Source organism: Burkholderia sp. MSMB1498, from assembly GCF_001526245.1.
Classification (GTDB): Bacteria; Pseudomonadota; Gammaproteobacteria; order Burkholderiales; family Burkholderiaceae; genus Burkholderia; species Burkholderia savannae.
In genome coordinates this window covers 52,194-71,258 of the sequence record NZ_LOYJ01000109.1, presented here as the reverse complement: position 1 = coordinate 71,258, position 19,065 = coordinate 52,194, and the positions used below count along the sequence as shown (strand labels likewise).

At 65.2% G+C, this 19,065-nt stretch carries 21 protein-coding genes and 1 pseudogene; 9 read left to right on the top strand and 13 right to left on the bottom strand.

What is annotated here, in order from left to right:
• Positions 1–81 (top strand): annotated as a pseudogene (locus WS91_RS36325) (3-hydroxybutyrate dehydrogenase); the annotation flags it as partial.
• Positions 82–285: 204 nt separating this feature from the next.
• On the opposite strand, the gene WS91_RS25050 reads toward WS91_RS36325, so the two are convergent.
• A complete protein-coding gene (locus WS91_RS25050; protein ID WP_059671239.1) occupies positions 286–1,485 on the bottom strand; it encodes an amino acid aminotransferase in 1,200 nt (399 codons plus the stop codon).
• 291 nt (positions 1,486–1,776) lie between these two features.
• Between WS91_RS25050 and uvrB the strand changes: the two genes are divergently transcribed.
• The 6 genes from uvrB to WS91_RS25020 all read left to right on the top strand — a co-directional run bounded on the left by uvrB (position 1,777) and on the right by WS91_RS25020 (position 7,798).
• A complete protein-coding gene (uvrB, locus tag WS91_RS25045; RefSeq protein ID WP_059671238.1) occupies positions 1,777–3,867 on the top strand; it encodes an excinuclease ABC subunit UvrB in 2,091 nt (696 codons plus the stop codon).
• A 222-nt stretch (positions 3,868–4,089) separates the two neighbouring features.
• Positions 4,090–4,641: an iron transporter gene (locus WS91_RS25040; protein ID WP_038748151.1), complete on the top strand. Its 552-nt coding sequence runs from the start codon at positions 4,090–4,092 to the stop codon at positions 4,639–4,641.
• Positions 4,642–4,700: 59 nt separating this feature from the next.
• The gene (locus WS91_RS25035; protein ID WP_038748152.1) at positions 4,701–5,030 is read left to right on the top strand and encodes a cupredoxin domain-containing protein; all 330 of its coding nucleotides are present in this window, start codon (positions 4,701–4,703) and stop codon (positions 5,028–5,030) included.
• Positions 5,031–5,088: 58 nt separating this feature from the next.
• The gene (locus WS91_RS25030; protein WP_038748154.1) at positions 5,089–5,931 is read left to right on the top strand and encodes an FTR1 family iron permease; all 843 of its coding nucleotides are present in this window, start codon (positions 5,089–5,091) and stop codon (positions 5,929–5,931) included.
• Positions 5,928–7,328 (top strand): 4Fe-4S binding protein, encoded by a 1,401-nt coding sequence (locus WS91_RS25025; RefSeq protein WP_038748156.1) that lies wholly within the window; start codon positions 5,928–5,930, stop codon positions 7,326–7,328. Before WS91_RS25030 ends, WS91_RS25025 begins: the two co-directional genes overlap by 4 nt.
• 59 nt (positions 7,329–7,387) lie before the next feature.
• The gene (locus tag WS91_RS25020) at positions 7,388–7,798 is read left to right on the top strand and encodes a GlcG/HbpS family heme-binding protein (RefSeq protein ID WP_038748157.1); all 411 of its coding nucleotides are present in this window, start codon (positions 7,388–7,390) and stop codon (positions 7,796–7,798) included.
• Between the two features lie 290 nt (positions 7,799–8,088).
• On the opposite strand, the gene hemP is transcribed toward WS91_RS25020, so the two are convergent.
• Positions 8,089–8,271 (bottom strand): hemin uptake protein HemP, encoded by a 183-nt coding sequence (hemP, locus tag WS91_RS25015; protein WP_394335885.1) that lies wholly within the window; start codon positions 8,269–8,271, stop codon positions 8,089–8,091.
• On the opposite strand from hemP, the gene WS91_RS38260 reads away from it, so the two are divergent.
• A complete protein-coding gene (locus WS91_RS38260) occupies positions 8,219–8,398 on the top strand; it encodes a hypothetical protein (protein ID WP_394335884.1) in 180 nt (59 codons plus the stop codon). The genes hemP and WS91_RS38260 overlap by 53 nt on opposite strands.
• 97 nt (positions 8,399–8,495) lie before the next feature.
• Here the strand turns inward: WS91_RS38260 and WS91_RS25010 are convergent, their stop codons facing one another.
• Together WS91_RS25010 and WS91_RS25005 are read right to left on the bottom strand one after the other, a co-directional pair.
• The gene (locus WS91_RS25010) at positions 8,496–8,981 is read right to left on the bottom strand and encodes an SRPBCC family protein (protein ID WP_038748161.1); all 486 of its coding nucleotides are present in this window, start codon (positions 8,979–8,981) and stop codon (positions 8,496–8,498) included.
• 121 nt (positions 8,982–9,102) lie between these two features.
• Complete coding sequence (locus WS91_RS25005) at positions 9,103–9,975, bottom strand: pirin family protein (RefSeq protein WP_038748163.1); 873 nt, start codon at positions 9,973–9,975, stop codon at positions 9,103–9,105.
• Positions 9,976–10,098: 123 nt separating this feature from the next.
• Between WS91_RS25005 and WS91_RS25000 the strand changes: the two genes are divergently transcribed.
• Positions 10,099–11,070, top strand: a complete 972-nt coding sequence (locus WS91_RS25000) for a LysR family transcriptional regulator (RefSeq protein ID WP_038748165.1) — start codon at positions 10,099–10,101, stop codon at positions 11,068–11,070.
• Between the two features lie 378 nt (positions 11,071–11,448).
• Here the strand turns inward: WS91_RS25000 and WS91_RS24995 are convergent, their stop codons facing one another.
• From WS91_RS24995 to WS91_RS24955, 9 genes are all read right to left on the bottom strand, one after another.
• Positions 11,449–11,877: an ExbD/TolR family protein gene (locus WS91_RS24995; protein ID WP_059574454.1), complete on the bottom strand. Its 429-nt coding sequence runs from the start codon at positions 11,875–11,877 to the stop codon at positions 11,449–11,451.
• 13 nt (positions 11,878–11,890) lie between these two features.
• Positions 11,891–12,622 (bottom strand): MotA/TolQ/ExbB proton channel family protein, encoded by a 732-nt coding sequence (locus tag WS91_RS24990; RefSeq protein WP_038748168.1) that lies wholly within the window; start codon positions 12,620–12,622, stop codon positions 11,891–11,893.
• A gap of 37 nt (positions 12,623–12,659) precedes the next feature.
• On the bottom strand, positions 12,660–13,400 hold the full coding sequence (locus tag WS91_RS24985) for an energy transducer TonB (RefSeq protein ID WP_038748170.1): 741 nt from the start codon (positions 13,398–13,400) through the stop codon (positions 12,660–12,662).
• A gap of 224 nt (positions 13,401–13,624) precedes the next feature.
• Positions 13,625–13,864 carry a (2Fe-2S)-binding protein gene (locus WS91_RS24980; RefSeq protein ID WP_038748172.1) on the bottom strand — a complete coding sequence of 80 codons (240 nt, stop codon included), beginning with the start codon at positions 13,862–13,864 and terminating at the stop codon, positions 13,625–13,627.
• Positions 13,865–13,997: 133 nt separating this feature from the next.
• Positions 13,998–14,870 (bottom strand): glutamate racemase, encoded by an 873-nt coding sequence (murI, locus tag WS91_RS24975; RefSeq protein ID WP_059671237.1) that lies wholly within the window; start codon positions 14,868–14,870, stop codon positions 13,998–14,000.
• Positions 14,871–14,914: 44 nt separating this feature from the next.
• Positions 14,915–15,391: a bacterioferritin gene (bfr, locus tag WS91_RS24970; protein WP_038748176.1), complete on the bottom strand. Its 477-nt coding sequence runs from the start codon at positions 15,389–15,391 to the stop codon at positions 14,915–14,917.
• 154 nt (positions 15,392–15,545) lie between these two features.
• On the bottom strand, positions 15,546–17,081 hold the full coding sequence (locus WS91_RS24965) for a fumarate hydratase (protein ID WP_059671236.1): 1,536 nt from the start codon (positions 17,079–17,081) through the stop codon (positions 15,546–15,548).
• Positions 17,082–17,120: 39 nt separating this feature from the next.
• Positions 17,121–17,729: a TIGR00645 family protein gene (locus WS91_RS24960; RefSeq protein ID WP_059671235.1), complete on the bottom strand. Its 609-nt coding sequence runs from the start codon at positions 17,727–17,729 to the stop codon at positions 17,121–17,123.
• Between the two features lie 244 nt (positions 17,730–17,973).
• A complete protein-coding gene (locus WS91_RS24955; protein WP_038748182.1) occupies positions 17,974–18,873 on the bottom strand; it encodes a DMT family transporter in 900 nt (299 codons plus the stop codon).
• Positions 18,874–19,065: the final 192 nt, after the last annotated feature.

The window sequence follows — 19,065 nt, the reverse complement described above, 5'->3', positions numbered from 1 at the left end:
GTGCTGTTTCTGTCGGCGTTCCCGAGCGCGGCGCTCACCGGCCAGTCGTTTGTCGTCAGCCACGGCTGGTTCATGCAGTAAGCCGTGTCCGAAACGGCGAGTGTCGGGCCGCGGCTCGGCTTCGCGTCGTTTCGCCTTGGTTCTCGCGTTGGCGCCCGCCCGCGGTTGACGACGCGCGGCTCGCGCCGCACACGACCATAAAAAACGCGCTCCATCAGGAGCGCGTTTCTCATTCCGGCGGTGCAGCCCCGCAGCGGCTCAAAGGCCGCGGCGTCGGCGTCCGGCTTACTTGAGCGCCGTGGCAATCGCGCTCGCGACGACGTCGAGGTTGCGCGTGTTGAGCGCCGCGACGCAGATCCGGCCCGTGCTCACGGCATAGATGCCGAACTCTTCGCGCAAACGGTCGACTTGCGCCGACGTCAGGCCCGAGTACGAGAACATGCCGCGCTGCGCGTTGATGAAGCCGAAGTCACGCTCGATGCCGGCCGCCTTCAGGCGCTCGACGAGGCCGTTGCGCATCGCGCGGATGCGGTCGCGCATTTCGCCCAATTCCTGCACCCACGAGGCGCGCAGGTCCGGCGAAGCGAGCACCGCGGCGACGATCGCGCCGCCGTGCGTCGGCGGGTTCGAGTAGTTCGTGCGGATCACGCGCTTCAACTGCGAGAGCACGCGTGCGGCTTCGTCCTTGCTGTCGGTGATGATCGACAGCGCGCCGACGCGTTCGCCATACAGCGAGAACGACTTCGAGAACGACGACGACACGAACACGTTCAGATCCGCCGCCGCGAAGAGGCGCACCGCCGCCGCGTCGGCTTCGATGCTCTCGCCGAAGCCTTGATAGGCGATGTCGAGGAACGGCACGAGCTTGCGCGCCTTCACGACTTCGACGACCTGTGCCCATTGTGCTTCGTTCAGGTCGACGCCCGTCGGGTTGTGGCAGCACGCGTGGAGCACGACGATCGTGCCCGGCTCGTAGCCGTTGAGCGCGGCCAGCATGCCGTCGAAGTTGACGCCGTTCGTTTTCGCGTCGTAGTACGGATACGCGACGACCTCGAAGCCCGCCATTTCGAACAGCGCGCGGTGGTTTTCCCAGCTCGGGTCGCTGATCGCGACCTTCGCCTTCGGATTCAGCGTGCGCAGGAAGTCCGCGCCGATCTTCAGCGCGCCCGTGCCGCCGAGCGCTTGCGCCGTCACGACGCGGCCGGCCGCGATCAGCGGCGAATCGTCGCCGAGCAGCAGCTTCTGCACGGCGGCGTCATAGGCCGCGATGCCGTCGATCGGCAGATAGCCGCGCGGCAGGCCGGCTTCCACCCGCGCCTTTTCCGCGTCGCGCACCGCGCGCAGCAACGGAATCTTGCCGTCCTCGTTGGTGTAGACGCCGACGCCCAGATTCACCTTGGTCGGGCGCGTATCGGCGTTGAAGGCTTCGTTCAGGCCCAGGATTGGGTCGCGGGGGGCAAGTTCGACAGCGGAGAAGAGCGACATGATTGATTCGCAGCAGTTGTGAAAAGAGGGTCAGCTTCGGGCGCCGATGCGGACCGGGCGGGCCGTGAGGCGAAGCGCGGCAAAGGGCGGCGGCTCGGCGCGAAAAGCGAAGCGCGGCAACGCATCATTGTAGCGAATTCGACGTCTCCTTTCGGTCAATGTCGCGGCCGCGCACGCGCTTTTTTGCGCATCGGGCCTGCGAATCGCGAGCGCGGCGGGGCGGAGCCGGCCGAGCGTCGACGCGCTAGAATGATCTTTTGCTCCGCTTCGGCCCGCCGCCCTCGCATCCACATGTCCGAACATCATCCCGACACCCGCGACGATCTCGACGAATCGAAATTCGTGACGTTCGACGAATCTCCGTTCCAGCTATACCAGCCTTACCTGCCCTCGGGCGACCAGCCGAGCGCGATCGCGACGCTGGTCGAAGGCGTCGAGGACGGCCTTTCGTTCCAGACGCTGCTCGGCGTGACGGGCTCGGGCAAGACCTACACGATGGCGAACACGATCGCGCGGCTCGGCCGCCCGGCGATCGTGTTCGCGCCGAACAAGACGCTCGCCGCGCAGCTCTATGCGGAATTCCGCGAATTCTTCCCGCGCAACGCGGTCGAGTACTTCGTGTCGTACTACGACTACTACCAGCCGGAAGCGTATGTGCCTCAGCGCGATCTCTTCATCGAGAAGGACTCGTCGATCAACGAGCACATCGAGCAGATGCGGCTGTCGGCGACGAAGAGCCTGATGGAGCGTCGCGACGTCGTGATAGTCGCGACGGTGTCGGCGATCTACGGCATCGGCAACCCGTCCGAGTACCACCAGATGATCCTCACGCTGCGCACGGGCGACAAGATCGGCCAGCGCGAGGTGATCGCGCGACTGATCGCGATGCAGTACACGCGCAACGAGCAGGACTTTCAGCGCGGCACGTTCCGTGTGCGCGGCGACACGATCGACATCTTCCCGGCCGAGCACGCGGAAATGGCGGTGCGCGTCGAGCTGTTCGACGACGAGGTCGATTCGCTGCATCTGTTCGATCCGCTGACGGGGCGCGTGCGCCAGAAGATTCCGCGCTTCACCGTCTATCCGTCGTCGCACTACGTGACGCCGCGCGAGACCGTGATGCGGGCGGTCGAGACGATCAAGGACGAACTGCGCGATCGCCTCGAGTTCTTCCATCGCGAGAGCAAGCTCGTCGAGGCGCAGCGCCTCGAGCAGCGCACCCGCTTCGACCTCGAGATGCTGCAGGAGCTCGGCTTTTGCAAGGGCATCGAGAATTATTCGCGGCACTTCTCCGGCGCGGCGCCGGGCGAGCCGCCGCCGACGCTCGTCGACTATCTGCCGTCCGACGCGCTGATGCTGCTCGACGAATCGCACGTGCTGATCGGCCAGCTGAACGGGATGTACAACGGCGACCGCGCGCGCAAGGAGAATCTTGTCGATTACGGGTTCCGGCTGCCGTCGGCGCTCGACAACCGGCCGCTCAAGTTCCCGGAGTTCGAGCGCAAGATGCGCCAGGTGGTGTTCGTGTCGGCGACGCCCGCCGATTACGAGCAGCGCGTGTCCGGCCAGACCGCCGAGCAGGTCGTGCGGCCGACGGGGCTCGTCGATCCGGGGATCGAGGTGCGGCCGGCGAGCACGCAGGTCGACGACGTGCTGTCCGAGATCACCGAGCGCGTGAAGGCGGAAGAGCGCGTGCTGATCACCGTGCTCACGAAGCGGATGGCCGAGCAGCTGACCGAATTTCTCGCCGATCACGGCGTCAAGGTCCGCTATCTGCACAGCGACATCGACACGGTCGAGCGGGTCGAGATCATTCGCGACTTGCGGCTCGGCACATTCGACGTGCTGGTCGGGATCAACCTGCTGCGCGAAGGCCTGGATATCCCCGAAGTGTCGCTCGTCGCGATTCTCGACGCGGACAAGGAAGGCTTCCTGCGCGCCGAGCGCTCCCTGATCCAGACGATCGGCCGCGCGGCGCGCAACGTGAACGGCAAGGCGATCCTGTACGCGGACCGGATCACCGATTCGATGCGTCGCGCGATCGACGAGACCGAGCGGCGCCGCGCGAAGCAGATCGCGTACAACGAAAAAATGGGCATCACGCCGCGCGGCGTCGTGAAGCGGATCAAGGACATCATCGACGGCGTCTACAACGTCGACGAAGCGCGCGCCGAGCTGAAGGAGGCGCAGCAGCGCGCGAAGCTCGAGGACATGTCCGAGAAGCAGATCGCGAAGGAGATCAAGCGGCTCGAGAAGCAGATGGCCGATTACGCGAAAAATCTCGAGTTCGAGAAAGCCGCGCAGACGCGCGACCAGCTCGCGTTGCTGCGCGAGCGCTTGTTCGGCGCGAACGTGGGCGATCACGTGAGCGGGCTCGAGTGAGGGCTTCGCGGCCCCCCGCCGCATTCGTTAATCTCGCTGTAAGCCTTGTCAGATCAGGGATTTAGCGGCATCTCCATTTGTTTCGGAGGCCGTTCGGTGCTACACTTGCGCCTGTATTGAGAATAGTTCGCATTAACGTTCTTCATCGCTTTCTTGTCTTTCCCCCGGGTTCCGGGTCCGCGCGGGCGGGACGTGTATCACGAGATAAAAACAGGAGTGTCAATGTTGCGTGCTTCCTTTGTTCGCAGCGGTATCGCGTTGGCGGCCGCGTGCGCTGCGCTGTCGGCGACGGCGGCGGAATACCCGATCGGCAAGCATCAGATTCAAGGCGGGATGGAGATCGGCGCGGTGTATCTGCAGCCGATCACGATGGACCCGGAAGGGATGATGCGCAAGGCGTCGGATTCGGACATCCACCTGGAAGCCGATATCCATGCGGTCAAGAACAACCCGACGGGCTTCGCCGAAGGCGACTGGATGCCGTACCTGCAGGTCACGTACAAGCTGACGAAGCAGGGCGACGCGAAGTGGAAGGCGCAAGGCGATCTGATGGGCATGGTCGCGAGCGACGGTCCCCACTACGGCGACAACGTGAAGCTGGCCGGCCCGGGCAAGTATCACCTGACGCTCGTCGTGAAGCCGCCGATGCAGGCGGGCCACACGGCGTTCGGCCGCCACGTCGACAAGGAAACCGGCGTCGGCGCGTGGTTCAAGCCGATCACGCTCGAATACGATTTCCCGTTCGCCGGCATCGGCAAGAAGGGCGGGTACTGATCGCAGAAGCAGCAAACGGACGGCGCGCGACGAGCGCGCTGTCCTTTTAGAGAAATACGATGAAATTCCCCAGAGTATTCGCATTTGCCGCCGCGATCTTCGTCGCAGGCGCCGCGCATGCGGCCGATCTGCCGACCTTCAAGCTCGAGATGGCCGACGGCAAGCTCAATCCGGCGCGCATCGAAGTGCCGGCCGGGCAGCGCATCAAGATCCAGATCCGCAATACGGGCAAGGGCGCCGTCGAGTTCGAGAGCGTGCAGCTTCGCAAGGAGAAGGTGCTCGCGCCGGGCGGCGAATCGTTCGTCGTGATCGCGCCGCTGTCGCCGGGCGAGTACAAGTTTTTCGACGATTTTCACCAGCAGGCGCAGGGCGTCATCGTCGCGAAGTAACGGTTTTCGCGTTTGACGCGCGGACAGGCCGCGCGGCGGGCGCCGGGAGGTAAAAACAATGGGTCAGATCTTGTTCATCGTCTGGCGAGAGAGCGTCGAGGCGTTGCTCGTCGTCGGCATCCTCTATGCATGGCTGAAGAACGGCGACGACGATGCGCGCCGCGGCCTGCCTTATTTGTGGGCGGGCGTTCTCGCCGGCCTGCTGATGGCGGTCGGGCTCGGCGCCGCGCTCGTCGGCTTCACCGAAGTGTTGTCGGGCGACGCCCAGGACTATTTTCAAACCGCGATGGTGCTGATCGCGTGCGTGCTGATCGTGCAGATGGTGCTGTGGATGAAGCAGCACGGGCGCTCGCTGAAGCGCGACATGGAGCGCTCGTTGCAGAAGAGCACGCAGGACGCGAACTGGTGGGGCGTCGCGGTGCTCGTCGCGCTCGCGATCGCGCGTGAAGGCAGCGAGACGGTGATCTTCCTCTACGGGCTCGGCTTCGGTCAGTCCGGACATGTCGACGGCGGCCAGATGCTCGCCGTGCTGATCGGCCTCGGCCTCGCATTCCTGACGTTCTACGTGCTGCAACTCGGCGGCAAGTATTTCTCGTGGCGGCACTTCTTCCGCGTCACCGAGATCATGCTGCTGTTCCTCGGCGCGGGCCTGTTCCAGACGGGCATCGACAAGCTGATCGACAAGGAGATCCTGCCGCTCGGCATCGCGCAATTGTGGGATACGTCGGCGATCCTCGACGATTCAAGCACGTTCGGCTCGCTCGTCGCGACGCTGACGGGCTACCGCGCTCATCCGTCGCTCACGAACCTCGTCGCGTACGCAGTCTACTGGGCGGTTGTCTATCTGCTGCTCAAGCGCGCGGCGCGACACCCGGCGGCGACTGCGGGCCGGCCGGCATGAGCGCTGTCGTCGGCCGTCGCCGCACGAGCCTCGTCGCGGAAGCCGGGCACTGGATGCAGCGCCACGGCGCGCTGATCCGCGGCATCCAGTGGATCGTGGTACTCGTCTATGCGTTCCTGATCCTCGTGCCGGCGTTCACGCCGCTGCCCGACGACACCGCGCATCTATGGAGCAACCTGACGCTCGCCGCGCAGTTCGTGTTTTGGGGCATCTGGTGGCCGTTCGTGCTGCTGTCGATGGTGATGCTCGGCCGCGTCTGGTGCGGCGTGCTGTGTCCTGAGGGCGCACTGAGCGAATTCGCGAGCAAGTTCGGCCGCGGTCGTGCGATTCCGCGCTGGATGCGCTGGGGCGGCTGGCCGTTCGTCGCGTTCGGCTTGACGACGATCTACGGCCAGATGGTCAGCGTCTATCAGTATCCGCGTGCGGTGCTGCTCGTGCTCGGCGGCTCGACGCTTGCCGCGATCGTGATCGGCTTTCTGTACGGGCGCGAGAAGCGCGTGTGGTGCCGCTATCTGTGTCCCGTGAACGGGGTCTTCTCGTTGCTCGCGCGCCTCGCGCCGCTGCGCTACAAGGTCGATGAACAGGCATGGCGCCGTTCGTACAAGAAAGGCGAACACGGCCACCGCGTGATTCCGATCAACTGCGCGCCGCTCGTGCCGCTTCGCAACATGAAGGGCGCGGCGGCGTGTCACATGTGCGGCCGCTGCAGCGGCCACCGCGGCGCGATCGAGCTGACGGCGCGTTCGCCGTCCGAGGAAGTGGTCGCGCTCGGCGACAAGCAGGCGAGCGGCTGGGACACGGCGCTCATCCTATACGGCCTGCTCGGCATTGCGATCGGCGCGTTCCACTGGACGGTGAGCCCGTGGTTCGTGCAGATCAAGCAGTGGCTTGCGGGCTGGCTGATCGACCACGACATCATGTGGCCGCTCGACACGAACGCGCCGTGGTTCGTCTTCACGCACTACCCCGAGCACAACGACGTGTTCTCGTGGCTCGACGGCTCGCTCGTCATCGCGTACATCTCCGGCACGGGTCTCGCATACGGCACGGCGCTTGCCGTGCTGCTCGCCGGCGCGGTCGCGATGCTCGGCCGCTTCGAGCGCGTGCGGCTGCACCATCTCGCTCAGGCGCTGATCCCGCTTGCGGGCGCCGGCGTGTTCCTCGGCTTGTCGGCGACGACGCTGTCGCTGCTGCGCGCGGAGCATGTGCCGCTCGGCTGGGCATCGGGCGTTCGCATCGCGATTCTCGCCGGCGCGAATCTGTGGAGCGCATGGCTCGCCTGGCAGGTCACCGGCCGCTATGCGGGCTGGACGCGCCGGCTGTTCGCGATGGCCTGGTTCGGCGCCGCGCTCGCGGTGATCGACAGTGCGTGGTGGCTGATGTTCTGGGGATTCTGACGCGCTTCGAGCGCTATGATGCAGCCGTCGATGGGCTCTCATCACGAAGGAGTGTCGAGATGAAAACCAAACCCGTTTTGACGAGCGATGACGTGAAGAAGATGGCGACCGCCGCCGAGGCGTTCGCGGTTGCGAACCAGTGGTCCGTGACGGTTGCGATCGTCGACGACGGCGCGCATCTGCTGTATCTGCACCGGATGGACGGCGCCGCGCCGAGCACCGTCGAGATGGCGATCAGCAAGGGCCGCACGGCCGCGCTCGGTCGTCGCGAGAGCAAGGTCTACGAAGATATCGTGCTGCAGGGGCGCGTGTCGTTCCTGAGCGCGCCGCTCGTTGGCCTCGTGGAGGGTGGCGTGCCGATCATCGTCGAAGGCGAGACGGTCGGTGCAATCGGCGTGTCCGGCGTGAAATCCGAGCAGGACGCAACGGTCGCCCGCGCGGCGATCGCCGCGCTGATAGGCGCCGGCTGACCCCGACGGCGGCATTTCATTCGTCGACATCCGCTCAATCGTCGGCACGAGCCGGTGGCGGCCGTTCGCGCGTTTTCGCTTCGCAAGCCGTGCAAGCAAAAAAAGCGACGCGCCATCGGACGCGTCGCTTTCTCTTTCACGCAGTGAGAACCCCAAAAAAAGCGGCTTGGCTTGCTATAACGGCTGCTTGAATATGTTTGCACGAAGGGGTCTAGACTCGCGTGCAAGCCGTCATGGCTGGCTAATGCCCAACACCTCTCGTAGAGGCGGTCCCCACAATACTCGGTTCGTTACTTCGTCAGAATCAGCTTGCCCAGGCGGGTGGCCCGCAACTGGTAGGTTTCGCCGTTGTGCGCGATGCTCACGTGGCTTTGGCCTTGCAACAGCGCATCGCTGCTCACCACGCGCTGCCCGGCGTTCGTGGCTGCCGCGGGTTTCGCTGCGGACTTCACCGGTTCCGCCGGCGTCGTCACGGCCGCCTTGGGGCGGCTGCTGGATGCGGTGCCGCCCGGGCGGCGCAACGTAAGCGTATTGGAGCGCATAGGTTCGGTCATTCAGGCGATTGGTGAGTTGCGATTCGATGGAATGAATTCTAAATGATAACCATTCCCATTTACAACGTAAGTTTATTGATCGGAACCTGGATGTCGATAGGCATGGGCAAAGAGGGCGACGGATACGCCGTCGCCAGGCATGGTCAATGCAGCGGGTCCGGGTCCTTGCGGCCCTGCGTGTACTCGCGAATCAGGCGGACGGTATCGATGTCGGACGTGCGGTAGGCTTCCTTCACGATCTCGTGCGTCTGGCGCGCGTCTTCGCTGTCGTTGCTGACGGGCAGCGTCGTCCGGTATTCGAAGCGCAGGAATAGTTGCTGATCGTCGCGCTCTTCGATCGTCATCGTCAGCGAGCCGCCGATCTCGCCGTCGGCCGCGTGGATGTCGTAGCGCACCTGCTCGTTCGGCGTGAACGTCACGCGGTCGCGGACCGTCGCTTTGCCGTAGTGCAGCTCGCGCTCGAGCGTCGTCTCCGTGCGTTCGTGGACGATGCAGCGGTCGAGGCCGATCACGAAAAGCTGCGGCTGCTCGGCGCGCAGCACGAGACCTTCCCATAGCTGCGCGCGAGTCAGCGTCGGCAGGGCCGGGTTGTCGGCGGCGTTAATCTGGATCAGATGTTCGAAGTTCAAAGCGGCGGATTCCTTCTGTAGTGCGGCCCTTGCCGGGCGCGAGAAGATATTGTGACGTAAATCCGCTGTAGTGGCGGACGTTGCCGCCCTCCGTCGTTTGGCCGACGCGTGCCGCCGGTGCCTAGGCGGGAATGCGGCCCATGCGGCCCGTCTGATAATCGACGACCGCCTCGCGGATTTCGTCCTCGGTGTTCATCACGAACGGGCCGTAGCGCACGATCGGCTCGTTGAGCGGCGCGCCGCCGATCAGCAGCAGTTCGAGCGGCGTGTCGCCCGCGGCAAAGACCACGGTGTCGCCGTCTTCCGCGTACACGACCATGTGGCGCGCGTCGACCGCCGTCCTGTCGGCTCCGTAGAATCCGCCGCCCTCGATCGGATAGGCGAACACGCGAAAGCCAGCCGGCACGGGCTGCTCGACGAGCGCGCCGGGCGACAGCGTGAAATGCAGATAGAGCATCGGCGTGCGCGTCTCGATCGTCGCGCGCGCGCCGAATGCGTCGCCGGCGATCACGCGAACTTTCGCGCGGCCGTCGGCCGATTGGGCCGTGGGAATGCGCGCGGCCGGGATGTCCTGGTAGCGCGGCGCGATCATCTTGTCGCGGCGCGGCAGGTTCACCCAAAGCTGGAACGCGTGCGCGTGGCCGCCCCGGCGCGCGAATTCGGGGTCGGGCAGCTCGCTGTGGACGACGCCCGCGCCCGCCGTCATCCATTGCACGTCGCCGGGGCCGAGCGCGCCCGCGTGGCCCGCCGAATCGCGATGACGGAACCAGCCGTCGAGCACGTACGTGACCGTTTCGAAGCCGCGATGCGGGTGGTCGGGGGCGCCTTTCGCATCGCCCGGCGCGTAATCGACGGGCCCCATTTCGTCGAGCAGCAGGAACGGGTCGAAATCCGTCAGCAGGCGGGTCGGAAACGGGCGGTGAACCACGAAGCCGCCGCCTTCCGTGGTGCGAAGCGAGGGGTAGGTGCGCTGGATCGAGCGGGCGATAGTCATGGGAGGGCTCTAGGAATGGCTGGGAATAGCGATATTTTTGCAACGTAAGGCTATTATATTGAGCGAATTGCCGATTAAATCTGCTCGATTCGCAATGGATCGTTGTGGAATTGGAACGATGAAATGACTATCGACGCACATAACCTGAACGACTTGATGTACTTCTCTCAGGTGGTCGAGCACGGCGGCTTCTCGGCCGCGGAGCGCGTGCTCGGAATCTCGAAGTCGCGCCTGTCGCGGCGGCTCACCGAGCTCGAGGCGACGCTCGGCGTGCGCCTGTTGCAGCGTTCGACTCGCAAGCTCGCGTTGACCGAGGCGGGGCAGCTTTTCTATCAGCATTGCCAAGCAATGTTGTCCGAAGCGCAGGCCGCGATGAATGCAGTGCAGCAACTACGCTCGGCGCCGCGGGGCACGGTGCGTGTGAGCGTGCCCGTTACGTTGTCGCAGACGATGCTTTCGCGTCTGCTGCCGGAATTCCTGCGCCGCTATCCCGAAGTGCGCGTGCAGATTCGCGTGACGAATCGCGTGATCGATCTCTTCGAAGACTCGATCGACGTCGCGCTGCGCGTGCGATCCGAGCCGCCGCAGAACGCGAACATCGTCGTGCGGCCGCTGTGGCGCACCGAGCAGATGCTCGTCGGCGCGCCGAGCCTGCTGCAGCAGAACGCGCCGCCTCTCGTGCCCGACGATCTGTCGAGATTCGACACGCTCGATACGCCGTCGGGCGACGGCCGTCACGTATTCAACCTGATCGCGCCGGACGGCACGCGCCACGCGCATGAGCACGAGCCGCGCCTCGTGACGGCGGATCTGATGTCGATCCGCGAAGCGGTGCTCGACGGGGTCGGAATCGCGGCATTGCCGGAGTCGATGTACGGCAATGCGCTGCGAGCGGGGCAACTGTCGCCGGTGATGCCGGGCTGGACGCTGCCCGTGCCGCAGCTCTACGCGGTGTTCGTGTCGCGGCAGGGGATGCCGCCCGCCGTGCGTGCGTTCGTCGACTATCTCGTCGAGAAGCTCGACAGCGAAAACTACAAGGAGCCCAGCTGCCCGGAGCGCGGCGCGAAGGACGCGGACATGAAGATTTCGATCTGACGAAATCGGAAGCTCGCGTGTGCATCGGTTTTGGCATTTGACGCGCGTCACGCAATCGGTAGTTTCAATCGTCGGCTGCTTGAATGCGTGCGCGGCTAGGCCTATATTGAAATCCCATTTCGTGAGGGAAGGTGCCAAGCGAAACAAGGTGGCCGCATATGTTGCGAGCCAGATAGGGCAGACCGCGCTAGTCCGTGCAGACCACGGCATGTCGCATCGCGTTGCTCGACGTGCAGCAGTCAGGCCGTCGGGTCCGCCGCCCGAAGGCGCCCGTGCGCGCATGAAAAAAGGCCTTCATCTGGCGATGAGGGCCTTTTACTTTGTGCCGCGTGCGTTTGTGCCGCGTGCGTTTATCGCACGCGGCATGCAACACGGCGATTACTTCGCGTTCGACTTCGGCTCGGTCACGAAGCCGAGCTTCGTCAGGCCGCCCGCCTGCGCGGCCGACATCACTTCAGCGACCTTTTCGTACGCGACCTTGCGATCCGCGCGCAGATGCAGCTCCGGCTGCGGCGTCGTTTGCGCGGCTTGCGCGATTCGCGCCTGCAGATCGGTTGCGTTCACCGGATGGTCGTCCCACAGAACCGTGCCGTCGCCTTCGATCGCGACGTCGATCGTCTTCGGCTTCACTTCGACCGGCTGGCTGCTCGCGCGCGGAAGGTCGATCTTCACGGCGTGATGCATCGCCGGAATCGTGACGAGGAAGATGATCAGGAGTACGAGCATGACGTCGACGAGCGGCGTCATGTTGATCTCGTTCATCAGGCCGTCGTCGTCATCGTCGCCGAAGCTGGTGTTCATTGCCATCGCGAACCTCCGCTCAGTTCGCGCGCGCGGCGAGGCGCAGCCCGTCGCGCTGGGCCGACGACGCGAGGCGCGCGCCCGTCACGAAGTAGGCGTGCAGGCCATGCGCGAAGCGGCGCAGGCGGCTCACGATGCTCTTGTTCGCGCGCGTGAGCGCGTTGTAGCCAAGCACGGCGGGAATCGCGACGAACAGGCCGAACGCGGTCATGATCAGCGATTCGCCGACGGGGCCGGCGACCTGATCGATCGACGTCTGGCCCGTCGCGCCGATCACGAGCAGCGCGTGATAGATGCCCCACACGGTGCCGAACAGGCCGACGAACGGCGCGGTGCTGCCGATCGACGCGAGAATCGCGAGCCCGCTCTGCATTCGCGCGATGCCTTCGTCCATCGTGTCCTTCAGGCAGCGCGTGACCCAGTCGGACACGTCCATCCGGTCGTGCAGGTGCGGCTGTGTCTGATGGTGATGATCGGCGGCCTCCTGGCCGGACAGCGCGAGCGCGAGGAACGGGTTGTCCTGCGTCGACGACGATGCGCGGCCGAGCTTCTTCACGCCTTCCTCGAAATCGTCCGAATGCCAAAACGACTGCTCTGCATCTTTCGACAGACGCTTCAGGCGAATCACGTTCCAGCCTTTGATGACGATCACCATCCACGACAGGATCGACATCACGAGGAGTGCGATCGCGATGAACCGCGTAACGAAGTCACCTTGCGCCCACACGTGCGCGATTCCGTAGCTTTGCATTTCCTTTCCTTGTTGTTTCTTTCGGGTGTTGCCGAGATTAGTCGGTCAGAGTGAAGTCGTAGGGCTGCGTGTAGGCGGCGCGCATCGGCTGCCCGTTCTGCATGTATGGCTGGCACGGCGACGAGCGGATCGCGTCGAGCGCCGCGTCGTCGAGGCGCGCAAAGCCGCTGCTCTGGACGACTTGCGCGCTTTCGATCTTGCCCGTCAGGCCGACGACGAAGCGCACCTTCACGACGCCCGTCTCGCCGCGGCGCTTCGACAGCGTCGGATATGCAGCCTTCGCGATTTGGCAGGTCAGATGCGCGCCTTCCTTCGGCGCGACGATTTCCATCGTCGGGCGGCTCGTCGGCGCGCCGGCGGGCGGCGCTGCCTTCGCGCTCGTGTCGGCGGGAGCCGCGGGCGCGGGCGGTGCGGGTTCCGGCGCGGTGATCGCGTTCGGCGATGGCTCGTGCGACACGGGCAGCGGCGTCGGACTCGGTTTCGCGACCGGCCGGGGCGCGGGCGCCGGCTTCGGCTTGACCTTCGGGACGGGTTTCGGCGGCTCGGGCGTCGGCGCCGACTGGATGCCGACCGGCTGCGCGACGGGCGCGCTCAGCAACTGGGCGGTGATCGTCTTCGACTCGAGCGATCGATGCGGTGCGTCGTTGCGCATCAGCAGTGCGCCGGTCAGCAGGATCGCGTGTCCGGCGAGAACCGCCACGGCAGCGGTGACGACGCGGGGATTCATACGGGGAAAAACCGGCGCGGAGGCGGCCGGCAGGGAATTCGAAACCTGCATGTTAGCTTCGTAGCGCGGCGGCGCGCGTGACGTACGCCGCGAAGTGCGGCATCACTTGCGGAAGATCAGCAAAGAGATGCACACAGTAGTCACGAATCCGATCAGCAATTCCATTACGGGCTCCTTCGCAGGTAGGCCGTTGGCTCGCGCGGGCAGGCTTGCTGACGGGCTGGTAAAACGAGAGCGCGGCGCGCGCGGCGCCGCGTGCGATCCTGGCGCGCCGGTCAGGCCGCCTTGCGTTCGTAGAACGCGATGGGAACCGGCACGGCGGCGTGGTGCTCGACGCCGCAGCGGCTCGCACAAACGCCCTGTTCCGCCATGATGTCGCGCACGGTTTCCTCGCACTTGCCGCAGCACGTAGCGACCCCGAGTTCGAACTGGAGTTCGTCGAAAGTGTCCACGCCTTCCGCGAGGGATGCGCGAATCTTCCGATCGGAAACGGACTTGCACACGCAGACGATCATGATGGAGCGCGATAGCTAACGTTAATGCGAATTATTATCATTATATTTGTGGGGCTTGGCAAGCGCGGTCCCGGGTTTTTTGTAACAAAACCAGGCGCTTGGAAGGGTTTTCGGGCGACGGCGAGCGGCGCGGCTACGCCGGATGGGCGGCGGGCGCGGCCGTGCTCGGGGAGGAAATGGTGACGGATTCGGCCGGCGCGTCGAGCCCGAGCAGTGTCGCGGCGAGAGACTGCAGTTGCCGGCCATCGCCCGTCGAGCAGAGGCGCGGCGGCGGTGCCGGCCGGGAGCCGGCCGGCGCGCGCAGATCGCGCTCGTCCAGTATCCGCGAAAGCTGGCGGGCGATCGCGTCGCTCGTGTCGATCAGATGCAGGCGGTTGGACGTTACGTCGCGGATCGCGGCGTCGAAGAACGGGTAGTGCGTGCAGCCGAGCACGAGCGTGTCGGCGCCCGCCGCAAGCATCGGCTCGAGGTAGCCCGCGAGCAGCGCGCGCAGCTCGGGCGAGCCGGTGTCGCCGCGCTCGACCGCCTCGACGAGGCCATGCCCCGCCTGACAGATGAAGCGGCAGTCGGCGGCATGGCGCGCGATCAGCGCGCCGAAGCGCGCGCTGCGCAGCGTCGCCTGCGTCGCGAGCACGCCCGCGATGCGCGTCTTCGAATGCTGCGCCGCCGGCTTGATGCCGGGCTCGACGCCGACGAGCGGAATCGGCAGGCGCTCGCGCACGAGCGCGATCGATTGCGCGGTGGCGGTGTTGCACGCGACGACGAGCGCCTTCGCGCCTCGTGCGGCGAGCCATTCGCCGATCGCGAGCGTGCGCTCGACGATGAACGCGTCCTCGCGCGGGCCGTACGGCGCATGACGGGAATCCGCGACGTAGACGAGCGCCTCGTCGGGCAGCCGCTCGCGCACCGCGCGCAGCACCGACAGGCCGCCGAGCCCCGAATCGAAGATGCCGATCGGCGCATGGGCGGGCGATGCGCGGAAATCGGATGCGGGCGGCGGCGTCATGTCGGCGAGCGAGCGTGGATCGAATAGAAATCGAACGGGAGGAATTACTCCGGCGAGCCCATCATCGACTGCTGATAGTTCTGAATGCCGACCTTGCCGATCAGGTCGATTTGCGTTTCGAGCCAGTCGATGTGCTCTTCGGTATCGTCGAGGATCTTCTCGAAGATTTCGCGCGACACGTAATCACGCACCGATTCGCAATATGCGATCGCTTCCTTGCACGTCGACTGCGATATCTGCTCGAGCTTCAGATCGCATTTCAGGATTTCCTCGGTTTCCTCGCCGATCAGCAGCTTGTGCAGATCCTGCAGGTTCGGCAGGCCGTCGAGCATGAACACGCGCTCGATCAGCCAATCCGCGTGCTTCATTTCGCCGATCGATTCGTCGTATTCGTGCTTGCCGAGTTTTTCGAGACCCCAATGCTTGTACATCCGCGCATGCAGGAAATATTGATTGATCGCGGTCAGTTCGTTCTTCAACTGGGCGTTCAGATATTCGATGACTTTCTTATCGCCTTGCATGTTCGTTCCTTGTGACGTGTGGGGGCTTGAATTTCTGAACGATAAACGCTCGTTCCTGAAAAGCCAAGGGCGAATTCGTTCGAAATCCGAAAGGTGAACGAATTCGCCGCATCGAAAAGGCCGGATTGAAATCCGGCCTGAAAATCATTCTTATTTACGCGTTCGCGACAGGAATCTTGCCGATTTTCGCCTGCCATTCCTTCGGCCCCGTTTGGTGGACCGACGTGCCTTGCGAATCGACGGCGACCGTCACCGGCATGTCCTGCACGTCGAACTCGTAGATCGCTTCCATGCCGAGATCCTCGAATGCGAGCACCTTCGCGCCGCGGATCGCCTTCGACACGAGATACGCCGCGCCGCCGACCGCCATCAGGTAAGCCGCCTTGTGCTTCTTGATCGCGTCGATCGCCACCGGGCCGCGCTCGGCCTTGCCGACCATCGAGATGAGGCCCGTCTGCGCGAGCATCGTCTCGGTGAACTTGTCCATGCGCGTGGCCGTCGTCGGGCCGGCCGGGCCGACCACTTCGTCGCGCACCGGATCGACCGGGCCGACGTAGTAGATCACGCGGTTCGTGAAATCGACGGGCAGCTTCTCGCCCGCGGCCAGCATGTCGGCGATGCGCTTGTGCGCGGCGTCGCGGCCCGTGAGCATCTTGCCCGACAGCAGCAGCGTCTGGCCCGGCGCCCAGCTGGCGACTTCTTTCGGCGTCAGCGCGTTCAGATCGACGCGCTTGCTGGTTTCGGTGTTCGGTTCCCACTGGACCTTCGGCCACGCGTCGAGCGACGGCGCTTCAAGCTTGGCCGGGCCCGAGCCGTCGAGCACGAAGTGCGCGTGGCGCGTGGCCGCGCAGTTCGGGATCAGCGCGACCGGCTTCGACGCCGCGTGCGTCGGCGCGGCCATGATCTTCACGTCGAGCACGGTCGCCAGACCGCCGAGACCCTGCGCGCCGATGCCGAGCGCGTTGACCTTCTCGTGCAGCTCGACGCGCAGTTCCTCGACCCAGTCCTTCGGCCCGCGCGCGATGATCTCCTGGATGTCGATCGGCTCCATCAGCGATTCCTTCGCCATCAGCATCGCTTTCTCGGCGGTGCCGCCGATGCCGATCCCGAGCATGCCGGGCGGGCACCAGCCCGCGCCCATCGTCGGCACGGTCTTCAGCACCCAGTCGACGATCGAGTCGGACGGGTTCAGCATCACGAACTTCGACTTGTTTTCCGAGCCGCCGCCCTTCGCCGCGACCTGCACGTCGACCTTGTCGCCCGGCACGATCTCGTAGTGGATCACGGCCGGCGTGTTGTCCTTCGTGTTCTTGCGCGCGCCTTCGGGCGGATTCACGATCGATGCGCGCAGCACGTTGTCCGGATGCGTGTAGCCGCGGCGCACGCCCTCGTTGATCATGTCGGTGACGCTCATCGTCGCGCCGCCGTTTTCACTTGCCCAGCGCACGTCCATGCCGACCTTCACGAAGATCGTGACGATACCCGTGTCCTGGCAGATCGGGCGGCGGCCTTCCGCGCACATGCGGCTGTTCGTCAGGATCTGCGCGATCGCGTCTTTCGCGGCCGGGCTTTCCTCGAGCTCGTATGCGCGGCCGAGCGCCTCGATGTAGTCGAGCGGGTGGTAGTAGCTGATGTACTGCAGCGAATCCGCGATGCTCTGGATCAGGTCTTCCTGTTTGATGACGGTCATGGCTGAGACTCTGTGAGGACTGTGGGTATGGGAATCGACTCAGGCCGACTGTTGCGCCGGCTCGCGCGGCGCCGACGGCTGCGCCGGCACTTCGTGGTAATGCTCGGGGTGCGTGTGCGTCGTCAGGCGGTCGACCCATGCCATCACGAGCGCCGACACGAGGAACGCGACGTGGATCAGCACCTGCCACATGATCGCGTGCACCGTGTGCTGGTCCGGATTGATGAACGTCTTCAGCAGGTGGATCGACGAGATGCTGATGAGCGCCATCGACAGCTTCACTTTCAGCACGCCCGCGTTCACGTGGTCGAGCCATTCCGGTTCGTCGGGGTGGCCCTCGACGCCGAGGCGCGACACGAACGTTTCATATCCGCCGACGATCACCATGATGAGCAGGTTCGAGATCATCACCACGTCGATCAGGCCGAGCACGGCGAGCATGATGTTTGTCTCGTCGAGGCCGGCCGCGTGCGACAGCAGGTGCCAGACTTCCTTCAGGAACAGGAACACGTAGATCGCCTGCGCGACGATCAGGCCCAGATAAAGGGGCACTTGCAGCCAGCGGCTCATGAAGATGACGGCGGGCAGCGGGCGCATCTTGCGGCGGGCCGGGCGGGCGGGGCGCGGATCGGTTGGGGCGGCGGACATGGTCGGGCGAAGCGGGGACGCGGGGATATGGAACGTTTTTGAAAAAAAGCGCGTTATTGTAACGCGTCGGCCGGACCGCTTGCAGCGGCGCAGCATCGCGGCCAGGCGCGCTCGACGCGCCCGCCGGCGGCGCGCCGAGCGCGTGCGCGGTGCGAATGTCGTGCGGTGCGGTGTGTGCGCGGTGCGCTTGCAGCGGTAAGGGTGCTTCGTCGCACGGACGGCGCGCCGCCCGCGCGGCGCTCGCTCAGGGCGAGACGGGCGGCGAGCGCCGCACGCGCAGGCTCGCGAGCACGATCCCCGTCACTACGCACGCGAGCGCGAAGCCGTGCGCGAGCGTCGGCCGTTCGCCGAGGAACAGGATGCCGTAAATCGCGGCCGAGATCGGCAGCACCGCGCTGAACACGCCGGCGAGGCTGCCCGGCACGTGGCGGATGCCCTTCATCCACAGCCAGAACGAGAAGATGCTCGCCGACAGGCCGTACCAGACGACGAGCGCCCAGATGCCCGCCGGCACGCTCGCGTAGTCGAAATGCCAGAGCGCGCCCGCGCCGAGCGGCAGCATCAGCAGCAGGCCGAACAGGTGCGTGTACGCGCAGATGTCGATCGGCGCTAGCGTTTGCGTGAGGCGCCGCGACAGGATCACGTAGATCGACTCGCAGCAGACCGCGCCGAGCATCAGCAGATTGCCCGAGAGCGAGCTCGCGTGGCCGCCGCCTTCGCTCGCGCCGCTGTTCGCGAGATTGATCGTCACGACGCCGACGATCGCGAGCGCGATCGACACGAGCGCACGCCCGTTCGGTTTCTCGCGCAGGAAGAGCCACGCGAACAGCGCGACGACGGCCGGAATCGTGCTCGTGATGACGCCCGCCGCGACGGCGCTCGTGCGCTGCACGCCGTTGAGCATCAGCAGCGTGAACATGAACGTGCCGAAGAACGCCTGCAGGAACAGGTTCAGCCACTCGCCGCGCTTGACGGTGCGCATCTTGACCGGGCTGAAGAGCGGCCAGAGCACCGCGTTCGCGATGACGAAGCGCAGCGTGGCGAGAATGGCGACGGGAACGAAGGCGACGATCGATTTGCCGATGCCGACGTTGCTGCCGACGAGCAACATCGACACGATGAGAAAGAGGGCGTAGCGATTCAAGCTGGAATCCGGGCGACGAGTTAGTTAGCATTGTAGGGTCGCGTGAAAGCTAGCGTAAAGCAGCATCGGCGCGCTCGTCGCGTAAGTGACGGGTAAGTTCCGGCGCTTATCGTGAAACGTCTGCATCGCTTCGCCGCGGCCGGTTGGCGTGGTGCGATGCAGCATCGCGCGCCGCGTGAGCCGCATGCGGTG

What these genes read in the sequence shown, in the direction of transcription:
- WS91_RS25050 (WP_059671239.1), bottom strand. Translation starts at nt 1,485, where the DNA reads ATGTCGCTCTTCTCCGCTGTCGAACTTGCCCCCCGCGACCCAATCCTG.
- uvrB (WP_059671238.1), top strand. Translation starts at nt 1,777, where the DNA reads ATGTCCGAACATCATCCCGACACCCGCGACGATCTCGACGAATCGAAA.
- WS91_RS25040 (WP_038748151.1), top strand. Translation starts at nt 4,090, where the DNA reads ATGTTGCGTGCTTCCTTTGTTCGCAGCGGTATCGCGTTGGCGGCCGCG.
- WS91_RS25035 (WP_038748152.1), top strand. Translation starts at nt 4,701, where the DNA reads ATGAAATTCCCCAGAGTATTCGCATTTGCCGCCGCGATCTTCGTCGCA.
- WS91_RS25030 (WP_038748154.1), top strand. Translation starts at nt 5,089, where the DNA reads ATGGGTCAGATCTTGTTCATCGTCTGGCGAGAGAGCGTCGAGGCGTTG.
- WS91_RS25025 (WP_038748156.1), top strand. Translation starts at nt 5,928, where the DNA reads ATGAGCGCTGTCGTCGGCCGTCGCCGCACGAGCCTCGTCGCGGAAGCC.
- WS91_RS25020 (WP_038748157.1), top strand. Translation starts at nt 7,388, where the DNA reads ATGAAAACCAAACCCGTTTTGACGAGCGATGACGTGAAGAAGATGGCG.
- WS91_RS25005 (WP_038748163.1), bottom strand. Translation starts at nt 9,975, where the DNA reads ATGACTATCGCCCGCTCGATCCAGCGCACCTACCCCTCGCTTCGCACC.
- WS91_RS25000 (WP_038748165.1), top strand. Translation starts at nt 10,099, where the DNA reads ATGACTATCGACGCACATAACCTGAACGACTTGATGTACTTCTCTCAG.
- WS91_RS24995 (WP_059574454.1), bottom strand. Translation starts at nt 11,877, where the DNA reads ATGGCAATGAACACCAGCTTCGGCGACGATGACGACGACGGCCTGATG.
- WS91_RS24990 (WP_038748168.1), bottom strand. Translation starts at nt 12,622, where the DNA reads ATGCAAAGCTACGGAATCGCGCACGTGTGGGCGCAAGGTGACTTCGTT.
- WS91_RS24985 (WP_038748170.1), bottom strand. Translation starts at nt 13,400, where the DNA reads ATGCAGGTTTCGAATTCCCTGCCGGCCGCCTCCGCGCCGGTTTTTCCC.
- WS91_RS24980 (WP_038748172.1), bottom strand. Translation starts at nt 13,864, where the DNA reads ATGATCGTCTGCGTGTGCAAGTCCGTTTCCGATCGGAAGATTCGCGCA.
- murI (WP_059671237.1), bottom strand. Translation starts at nt 14,870, where the DNA reads ATGACGCCGCCGCCCGCATCCGATTTCCGCGCATCGCCCGCCCATGCG.
- bfr (WP_038748176.1), bottom strand. Translation starts at nt 15,391, where the DNA reads ATGCAAGGCGATAAGAAAGTCATCGAATATCTGAACGCCCAGTTGAAG.
- WS91_RS24965 (WP_059671236.1), bottom strand. Translation starts at nt 17,081, where the DNA reads ATGACCGTCATCAAACAGGAAGACCTGATCCAGAGCATCGCGGATTCG.
- WS91_RS24960 (WP_059671235.1), bottom strand. Translation starts at nt 17,729, where the DNA reads ATGTCCGCCGCCCCAACCGATCCGCGCCCCGCCCGCCCGGCCCGCCGC.